Origin of the sequence: Mycobacterium sp. (assembly GCF_040398885.1) — a bacterium.
GTDB lineage: Bacteria > Actinomycetota > Actinomycetes > Mycobacteriales > Mycobacteriaceae > Mycobacterium.
This window is the reverse complement of record NZ_JBBATF010000184.1, coordinates 1-4,946: the sequence shown is the minus strand read 5'-3', so window position 1 is coordinate 4,946 and position 4,946 is coordinate 1. Positions and strand designations below refer to the sequence as shown.

The following is a 4,946-nucleotide window of genomic DNA, read 5'->3' as shown; positions in this document are numbered from 1 at the left end:
TGCAGGTGCGGGTGGCCGGCGCCACCCCGGTGCAGGTGCCGCTTCGCGATCACACCTTCGACCTGGACGCGATGGCCGCGGCGATCACCGACCGCACCCGGCTGATCTTCGTCTGCAACCCCAACAACCCGACCTCCACCGTCGTCGACCCCGACGAACTCGCCCGATTCGTGGCCGCCGTACCGGCGGACATCCTGGTCGTCATCGACGAGGCCTACGTGGAGTACATCCGCGACGGCCTGCTGCCGGACAGCCTCGGTCTGGCCCGCGACTACCCCAATGTCGTTGTGCTGCGCACCTTTTCCAAGGCCTACGGGCTGGCCGGGCTGCGGGTCGGCTACGCCGTCGGCGACCCGGAGGTGATCACCGCACTCGGCAAGGTCTACGTGCCGTTCACCGCCAGCAGCATCTCCCAGGCGGCGGCGATCGCCTCGATTCAGGCCGCCGACGAACTGCTGGACCGCACGGAGGCCGTCGTGCAGGAACGACGCCGGGTCAGCGCCACACTGACAGAACTGGGCTACCAGGTGCCCGCCTCGCAGGCCAACTTCGTCTGGCTGCCCCTGGGCGCGCAGACCGCCGACTTCGCCGCCCAGGCCGCCGAACAGGCCCGGGTGCTGGTCCGCCCCTACGGCGACGAAGGGGCCCGGGTCAGCATCGGGGCGCCCGACGAGAACGACGCGTTCCTGACCTTCGCGGCAGCCTGGACACGCCGCTGAGCGGCCCGGCGGCCGCAACGATTAGCGTGGAAGCCAGCAACACCCGTCAGGAGGGATCGAGCCGTGGGCAGGATTTATGCCAACGTCAGCGAGTTGGTCGGCCGCACCCCGCTGGTCCGGCTCAACCGGCTGACGGAGGGACTCGACGCCACGGTGGTGGCGAAACTCGAGTTCTACAACCCGGCCAACAGCGTCAAGGACCGCATCGGCGCGGCGATCATCGACGCCGCCGAACGCTCCGGCGAACTCTCCCCCGGCGGGACCATCGTCGAGGCCACCAGCGGCAACACCGGCATCGCCCTGGCGATGGTCGGCGCCGCCCGCGGATACAAAGTCATCCTGACCATGCCGGAGACCATGTCCACCGAGCGCCGGGTGATGCTGCGCGCCTACGGCGCCGAGATCGTGCTCACGCCAGGTTCGGAGGGGATGGCCGGGGCGGTGGCCCGGGCCAAGCAGATCATCGCCGAGACACCCAACGCGATCGCCGCCAACCAGTTCGCCAACCCGGCCAACCCGGCGATCCACGAGCAGACCACCGCCGAGGAGGTGTGGGCCGACACCGACGGCAAGGTCGACATCTTCGTGGCCGGCATCGGCACCGGAGGCACCATCACCGGGGTCAGCCGGGTGCTGAAGTCCCGCAAGCCGTCGGTTCAGATCGTCGGGGTGGAACCCAAGGACTCCCCGCTGCTCACCGAGGGCAAGGCCGGGCCGCACAAGATCCAGGGCATCGGCGCCAACTTCGTCCCCGAAGTCCTGGACCGGGAAAGCTACGACGAGATCATCGACGTCGAACTCGACGACTCCGTGCGGGTGGCCCGCGACCTGGGCACCGAGGAGGGCATCCTCGGCGGCATCTCCTCGGGGGCGATCGTCTGGGCCGCATTGGAACTGGCCAGGCGCCCGGAGAACGCCGGCAAGCTCATCGTCGCGATCGTCTGCGACTACGGCGAGCGCTACATCTCAACGGTCCTGTTCGACGACATCCGCGAATGACGCTGCTTGCCACGGTGCGCGAGGACCTGCGCAACGCCCGTTCCCACGACCCCGCCGCCCGCGGGGAGGTCGAGAACGCCCTGGTCTACTCCGGCCTGCACGCGATCTGGTCGCACCGGATCGCCCACCGCATGTGGGCGGTGCCGGCACTGCGCGGCGCGGCCCGGATCCTCAGTCAGTTCACCCGGTTCCTGACCGGCATCGAGATCCACCCGGGCGCCACCATCGGGCGGCGGTTCTTCATCGACCACGGCATGGGAGTGGTGATCGGGGAGACGGCCGAGATCGGCGACGACGTGATGCTCTATCACGGGGTCACCCTGGGCGGCCGTTCACTGGAACACGGCAAGCGCCACCCCACCGTCGGCAACCGCGTCAGCATCGGCGCGGGAGCCAAGGTCCTGGGCCCGGTCACCATCGGCGACGACAGCGCTGTCGGCGCCAATGCCGTTGTGACCCATGATGTCCCGCCTGCGTCGATCGCGACCGGGATTCCCGCGGTGGTTCGGCCCCGCACCGGCGGACAGCACGAGCCACTGGTGGACCCGACCTGCTACATCGACCCGGCGATGTACATCTGACCTCGGCCAGTAATTTTGTGGCCGTGAGTACCTACGAATCCCTCGCCGTCGAGATCAAGGACAACGTCGCTCAGGTCACCCTGCTGGGGCCGGGCAAGGGCAACGCCATGGGTCCGGCGTTCTGGAACGAGATCCCGGTGGTGTTCGGCGAACTCGACGCCGACCCCGAGGTGCGCGCCATCGTGCTCAACGGGTCGGGCGGGAACTTCTGCTACGGACTGGACCTGCTGGCGATGGGCAGCACACTGCCGTCGGTGGACGGCGGCAAGGAAGCCTCCGCCCGCCCGCGATCGACGTTCCACGCCGAGGTCAGGCGTCTGCAGGACTCCATCACCGCGGTGGCCGACTGCCGTACACCGACCATCGCCGCGATCCACGGTTGGTGCATCGGCGGTGGGGTGGACCTGATCAGCGCGGTGGACATCCGCTACGCCAGCGCCGACGCCAAGTTCTCGGTCCGCGAGGTCAAGTTGGCCATCGTGGCCGACGTCGGCAGCCTGGCCCGACTGCCCTACATCCTTTCCGACGGCCACCTGCGCGAGTTGGCGCTGACCGGCAAGGACATCGACGCCGCCCGGGCCGAGAAGATCGGGCTGGTCAACGAAGTTTTTGCCGACGCCGGAGCCGCGCTGGCCGCCGCACACGCCACCGCCGCCGAGATCGCGGCGAACTCGCCGCTGACGGTGCGTGGCATCAAGGACGTTCTCGACGAGCAGCGCACCGACGACGTGGCGGCGAGCCTTCGGTACGTCGCGGCGTGGAACTCGGCGTTCCTGCCCTCGCGGGACCTCAAGGAAGCCGTCACCGCGATGTTCGAGAAGCGCCGGCCGAACTTCACCGGGGATTAGGACGAAAACTCTCGCCGACACAGGGGACTGGAACAAAACGCTTTGCCGACACGTGGGACTGCAACAAAAAATTGACCGAATCGGTATCTTCTGCTTGCGACCCGTGTAGCTTCGCAAAAACGTGTTCGGAGTGAACATTACTAGGGGTGAGATTTTGAGGGCTCTGTTCAGACTCGCGTCGCTGCCGGCAGCGGTCGGCGTGTTGCTGTGCTCGGCGGTATCGGGGTCGGCCGATCCGGGTCCCGCGGACCCGGTGACGCCCGTGGCGGCGGCGGTCCCGGGATCCCCGGGCCCGGCCGCCCCCCCGCCGGCCGGCGCCGTCCCCCCACCGGTCGACGACGGCCGAATGCCCTCCAGTCCGCCCGCGACGAGCACGATGGACGGCGTCACGCTGACGATCTCTTCCAGCAACGAGACCATGGAAACAGTGCCGCCGCTGACCACCGCGATCTCCACCCGCGAGTACCGCGTCGGCGGACTGTTCACCGGATCGATCGCCGGCGCGAAAACCCCGCCCGAGGGCGTCTTCGAGGTCGGCTACCAGATCGGCTGCGGCATCGACATGGCCACCAGTGGCGGTGTACTGATAGGCGGCAACGTTTACGGGGGTACGACCCTCGACGTCTTAGGCACAGGCGTTCTGAACCCCATCCTGGGCTTGCCGATCACGTTGCCGCCGCCGTTACCGTCTATTCCCGCCCTCCCGCCGGCGATCGCCGTCCTCGGCGCCGGCGGCGGAGTCAGCGGGCAAATCGCCGTCAACCTCAAACCGGGCATCATCAACACCGTCCCGGTGACCAAGAAGAGCTACAAGGGCGCCGCTCCCGCGGTGGAGATCGCCGGCTTCCGAGTCAAGATCGACGGCTGCGTGGGCGAGTCGTTCATCCGCTCCTATGCGGTCCTGGCCAACTCAGGTGGCCAGGTCGAGGACATCATCGCCTGGTACGGCATCACGAAAGCGGTCTGATAATGCGCAGATCCTTCGTCCTGAACGCCGCGGCACTGGCGGCGGTCGCGGCGTTGGCCGCGCCCGCCGTGTCCTCCTCGGCCGACCCCGTCCCCGCCAACCCGGACGGGACAGCGGTGGCGCCGGCAGTTGCGGCGGTGGGTCCCGCTCCCGCCAACCCGGCCGCGCCCCCTCCGGTCGGCGCCGCCCCCCCGGTCATCGACGGAAAAGTGGTTTCGAACCCGCCCGCGACCGAGACAGGGGACGACGGCGTGACGCTGACGGTCTCGGGCGGGGACGAGATCCAGATACCGGTCCATCCGTTGACCACCGCTATCTCATCCCGGGAGTATGACGTCGGGGGTGTGTTCCGTGGAACGATCACCGGTGCCGAGGGGCCTTCCAAGGGAGTCCTCGAAGCGGGTTATCAGATCGGCTGCGGTATCGACATGAACTCCGGCCCGGGAGTTACGATCGGCGGCAACGTCGGCCCTTTCGCGTCCATCGGGGCGGTCTTTGGACTCGGGGCCGTTTCATTCCCCATCAACGGCGGAATCTCATTCGGCGGTAGCGCCGTCGTCGCCCTCAAACCCGGACTCGTCAACACCGTCCCGGTGACCAAGCACCCGTTTCAGGGCAGTGCGCCACGCGTGACGGTCCGCAATTTCCGGGTCAAGATCGACGGCTGCGTGGGCGAGTCGTTCATCCGCTCCTACGCCGTCATGGTCAGGTCCACCGAGAAACGCAACACGGTCCTGGCCTGGTACGGCGCCACCAAACGAGTCTGAGGGGTGAGGATATTGGGAGCCATGTCAAGACTCGCGGCGCTGCCTGCAGCGACCGCGCTGTTGCT

At 68.1% G+C, this 4,946-nt stretch carries 6 protein-coding genes; all 6 read left to right on the top strand.

The features are described 5' to 3' along the window. On the top strand, positions 1-719 hold a 719-nt coding region (locus ADBZ5U_RS14160), incomplete at its 5' end, for a pyridoxal phosphate-dependent aminotransferase (protein ID WP_526811236.1). A gap of 63 nt (positions 720-782) precedes the next feature. Then, positions 783-1,718, top strand: a complete 936-nt coding sequence (cysK, locus tag ADBZ5U_RS14155) for a cysteine synthase A (RefSeq protein ID WP_526811234.1) — start codon at positions 783-785, stop codon at positions 1,716-1,718. Continuing rightward, the gene (epsC, locus tag ADBZ5U_RS14150; RefSeq protein WP_526811233.1) at positions 1,715-2,299 is read left to right on the top strand and encodes a serine O-acetyltransferase EpsC; all 585 of its coding nucleotides are present in this window, start codon (positions 1,715-1,717) and stop codon (positions 2,297-2,299) included. Before cysK ends, epsC begins: the two co-directional genes overlap by 4 nt. A gap of 23 nt (positions 2,300-2,322) precedes the next feature. Beyond that, positions 2,323-3,147, top strand: coding sequence for a crotonase/enoyl-CoA hydratase family protein (locus ADBZ5U_RS14145; protein WP_526811231.1), 825 nt, complete (start codon positions 2,323-2,325; stop codon positions 3,145-3,147). Positions 3,148-3,301: 154 nt separating this feature from the next. Then, positions 3,302-4,114 (top strand): MspA family porin, encoded by an 813-nt coding sequence (locus ADBZ5U_RS14140; protein WP_526811229.1) that lies wholly within the window; start codon positions 3,302-3,304, stop codon positions 4,112-4,114. A 2-nt stretch (positions 4,115-4,116) separates the two neighbouring features. Continuing rightward, complete coding sequence (locus ADBZ5U_RS14135; RefSeq protein ID WP_526811227.1) at positions 4,117-4,881, top strand: MspA family porin; 765 nt, start codon at positions 4,117-4,119, stop codon at positions 4,879-4,881. Positions 4,882-4,946 lie beyond the last annotated feature (65 nt).